The 3,416-nt window shown below is 26.7% G+C and carries 8 protein-coding genes; 4 read left to right on the top strand and 4 right to left on the bottom strand.

Annotated elements, in window-relative coordinates; genetic code table 11:
- The 4 genes from J7M87_RS05845 to J7M87_RS05830 all read right to left on the bottom strand — a co-directional run.
- Positions 1–166: DUF3622 domain-containing protein (locus tag J7M87_RS05845; RefSeq protein WP_291649586.1), on the bottom strand; the 166-nt coding region annotated here is incomplete at its 3' end.
- A gap of 21 nt (positions 167–187) precedes the next feature.
- Complete coding sequence (locus tag J7M87_RS05840; protein WP_291649584.1) at positions 188–442, bottom strand: hypothetical protein; 255 nt, start codon at positions 440–442, stop codon at positions 188–190.
- A 65-nt stretch (positions 443–507) separates the two neighbouring features.
- The gene (locus J7M87_RS05835) at positions 508–957 is read right to left on the bottom strand and encodes an ImmA/IrrE family metallo-endopeptidase (protein ID WP_291649582.1); all 450 of its coding nucleotides are present in this window, start codon (positions 955–957) and stop codon (positions 508–510) included.
- A gap of 16 nt (positions 958–973) precedes the next feature.
- The gene (locus J7M87_RS05830) at positions 974–1,390 is read right to left on the bottom strand and encodes a helix-turn-helix transcriptional regulator (RefSeq protein WP_291649580.1); all 417 of its coding nucleotides are present in this window, start codon (positions 1,388–1,390) and stop codon (positions 974–976) included.
- A gap of 218 nt (positions 1,391–1,608) precedes the next feature.
- Between J7M87_RS05830 and J7M87_RS05825 the strand changes: the two genes are divergently transcribed.
- The 4 genes from J7M87_RS05825 to J7M87_RS05810 form a co-directional block, all read left to right on the top strand.
- Positions 1,609–1,800, top strand: coding sequence for a helix-turn-helix domain-containing protein (locus J7M87_RS05825; RefSeq protein ID WP_291649579.1), 192 nt, complete (start codon positions 1,609–1,611; stop codon positions 1,798–1,800).
- A gap of 14 nt (positions 1,801–1,814) precedes the next feature.
- Entirely contained in the window at positions 1,815–2,552 is a 738-nt protein-coding gene (locus J7M87_RS05820) for a Rha family transcriptional regulator (protein ID WP_291649577.1), read from the top strand.
- An 18-nt stretch (positions 2,553–2,570) separates the two neighbouring features.
- Positions 2,571–2,858, top strand: coding sequence for a transcription factor (locus tag J7M87_RS05815; protein ID WP_142419074.1), 288 nt, complete (start codon positions 2,571–2,573; stop codon positions 2,856–2,858).
- A 41-nt stretch (positions 2,859–2,899) separates the two neighbouring features.
- On the top strand, positions 2,900–3,416 hold a 517-nt coding region (locus J7M87_RS05810; RefSeq protein WP_291649572.1), incomplete at its 3' end, for an antA/AntB antirepressor family protein.

The following is a 3,416-nucleotide window of genomic DNA, read 5'->3' as shown; positions in this document are numbered from 1 at the left end:
TAACTTGTATTTTTAATTCTTTTAATGTTTTTTCAGCGTAAGGTTTAGCTTCTTTCTTAGTTTTGAATCCTTGTTTACTTTTTTGTTTCCATTTGCCATTTACTTTATAGCTTATTATATATTGCCATCCTTTATCTTTTTGTCTGTAAGTAATGTTATAATCCATAATAATCATCTCCTTTTTAAACTAATTTTGATTAATGTAAATATTATTTTTATACTTTGCTGGAGTATATTTTTCTTTATTTTTACCCTTAATAGACCAAAAAGCACACATCAAAGCATTATGTATTGCTGAAATATCATCTTTTGATAAATTAGACATTTCTGTTAATGCAACTAATTCACTAATCCAAAATACTTCAAATTCTTTTAAATCTCTTTGAGTAATTTTAAACTTATTTGTGTATTCTTTTGGTATTTGATAGTCATTAAAATTCATAATAAACCTCCTTTTGCGTACGTATGTTCTCTTTGAGAGTAAAAAAATAATAGGTATAAAATATTTTAATATAAATTGAATTTAAGCTTAATAAATTCAATAGGAACCCTATAAAAATTTGATAATTGATTAAGAGAATAGCTATCTATATATAATTCATCAATTATACTAGGATCTATTAATAATTCAGCAGCAAAAGCATTAGCTTCTTTTTCAAAGCGACCACGAGAATAGAATGTATGGTCATGAAGAAAAAAAGCTGAATCACTATTATGAAGTACAGCATGACCTAATTCATGTGCTATTACAACTCTTAATTCATTTTCATTTGATATTTTATTCATATTTAAAATAATATATCTACGACGTAGCATTTTTTTAAACATACCTTTTGGATAATCATCTGATAAATATTTGTATTTTATTATAATTCCCAATCCCTTAGCTATAGCAAATGGGTCTCTAGTTTTAAATTTTTTAACGAGGCTTTTAACCTTCTCTCTATACTTAAACAAATAAACCCACCGCCTATTATTTTTTTCTTTTGTTCATAGCTTTAGCTTCCCAAAATAATTCTGACATTAAATCCAACATTTCTTTTTTAGCATCTTCGTTAAATTCATCATCCATAAAGAAAGCTTCATTTGCTTTTTTCATTTCTTCTAAATATTGTTTTTTATCTCTTGAAGTAACTTTATATTTAGAAGAATATTCTTCAGGTACTTGAATTTCAGGTTTATTTTTCTTAATTTCTTCAGATTCCAAATAAAATTGACTAACAGAAACTTCTAAAACTTCAGCTATTTTTTCAAGTAAATCCACACTTGGGTCTCTTTTATTATTAAGAATATAACTTATATGAGTAGGAGATACATTTACTCTTTCAGCTAATTCTTTAGATGTTATTCCATTATTTTTCATAAAGGTTTTTATATTTTCACCTAACATATTTAACACACCTCACAAACTGATTGTTTAATATTATTATAAACTCTCAGTTAATAAAAATCAATGGAAAAGTAAGAAATTTTAAGAAAAATAAAGATATAAACTTATAGTTCGATAATATCGGGGAATATGATAAACTATAAGTTTATATAGATGTTGATATAAACTTATGGTTTAATATAATATAAACATACAGTTTAAGTTGAGGGGTGATGTAAATGAACAATATAGAAAAGCTTAAAAAGAAAAAATGTATGAGTTATGAAGATATAGCTAAAAAGACTGATATAACAGCTCAATATATTTTCTTATTAGCTAAAGGTGAAAGAAGTAATCCAAGTTTAGAGGTTATGAAATCAGTGGCAAATGCACTAGAAGAACCTATTGAAAAAGTATTTGAATTAAATTAGGGAGGAGAATAAAAATGAATAAACAAATTGAACAAAAATTATCATCAAGAGAAGTTGCTCCAATGATGGAAATTAAGGAGCATTCAAAATTATTAAGAAAGATTGACAATATTAATGAAGATTTAGCTAAAGCCAAAATTGGCTTCAGTAAATATTGGGAAGAAAGTACCTATGTAGATGCAAGTGGTAAATCAAATAGAGAATTCCTAATCACTAAAAGAGGTTGTGAATTCTTAGCACATAAAACTACTGGAACAAAAGGAAACTTATTCACAGACAGATATATGGATAGATTTGAACAAATGAAAGAAGTCATTACTAGTGGAAAAGCAAAACCAGTAAAAGTAGACAATTCACTTAAGAAAAAAGAAATTGAAGCAAGATATAATAATTCACTTGTTAGGAAAGCAAATTTACTTTTAAAAATAGCAAAAGATAATCCTTTAATAACAGATGAATTTAAGAAAGTATTACAGTCCAAAGCAACAGAAATAGTTACTGGGGAAACATTACTACCATTACCAGTAGTTGAAAGAAAAACTTATTCAGCTACAGAAATAGGACAAGAACTAGGAATAAGTGCTAATAAAGTTGGTAGTCTTGCTAATAAACATAATCTTAAAACAGATAAATATGGGAAACTATACCATGATAAATCAAAATACTCAAATAAAGAAGTAGAAACATTTAGATACTATGACAATGTAATTCCGGTATTAGCTGAAATATTATCAAATGAAAAAGCAAGTTAAAAAGGAGAGGTGAAGAAAATGGAGCAAACATTAATAAGTAGACAAAAATTAGCTGAAAGATGGGATTTTGACAATCCTAACTCATTAATAAAGTATGAAAATGAGGGGGTAATAACTAGAAATCCTAATTTTAAAGCACCTAAGTATTATATGGAGGAAATATTGAGGATAGAAAGTTTAGGAAAAATTAATCCTTTATCTCCATTAGAACGTAAAAGACTAGAGAAAAGAATAGCTGAATTAGAGATAGAAAATCAATCTATTAAAGAAAAATTAAATAATGGAAGAATAGCATTAGGAGTTTAAGGATTGAAACTCAACAGAATAAAAATTAAGGAGGACAAGCTATGAAGGAAATAATAAAAATTAATACTAATGAAAATGATATTACTTTAAGTGGGAGAGAATTACATGAATTTTTAGAAATTAAAACTGAATACAAGAAGTGGTTTTCAAGAATGATTGAGTATGGTTTTACTGAAAATGTAGATTATCAAAGGGTAACCCAAAAATGTCCTACCCTTGGAGGAGTTCAAGAAATAGTAGATCATGAAATTAAATTAGACATGGCAAAAGAAATAGCAATGATACAACGTAATGAAAAAGGTAAACAAGCTAGAAAATACTTCTTAGAAGTAGAAAAGGCTTGGAATAGTCCGGAAATGATAATGAAGAGAGCTTTAGAGATTGCAAATAAGAGAGTAGAGAATCTTCAATTAGAAAATACTCAACAGAAACAAATAATAGGAGAATTAAAACCTAAAGCAGATTATACAGATATTATTCTTAAAAATAAAGGTCTTGTAACTATCACACAAATAGCTAAAGATTATGGACTTAGTGGACAAGCATTAAATGATAAAC

It is taken from the genome of Clostridium sp., from assembly GCF_017888565.1.
Classification (GTDB): Bacteria; Bacillota; Clostridia; order Clostridiales; family Clostridiaceae; genus Clostridium.
This window is presented reverse-complemented; position numbering and strand designations above follow the sequence as displayed.

Bases quoted from the DNA above. Each gene is read 5' to 3' on its own strand.
- J7M87_RS05840 (WP_291649584.1), bottom strand. From the start codon at position 442: ATGAATTTTAATGACTATCAAATACCAAAAGAATACACAAATAAGTTT.
- J7M87_RS05830 (WP_291649580.1), bottom strand. From the start codon at position 1,390: ATGTTAGGTGAAAATATAAAAACCTTTATGAAAAATAATGGAATAACA.
- J7M87_RS05825 (WP_291649579.1), top strand. From the start codon at position 1,609: ATGAACAATATAGAAAAGCTTAAAAAGAAAAAATGTATGAGTTATGAA.
- J7M87_RS05820 (WP_291649577.1), top strand. From the start codon at position 1,815: ATGAATAAACAAATTGAACAAAAATTATCATCAAGAGAAGTTGCTCCA.
- J7M87_RS05815 (WP_142419074.1), top strand. From the start codon at position 2,571: ATGGAGCAAACATTAATAAGTAGACAAAAATTAGCTGAAAGATGGGAT.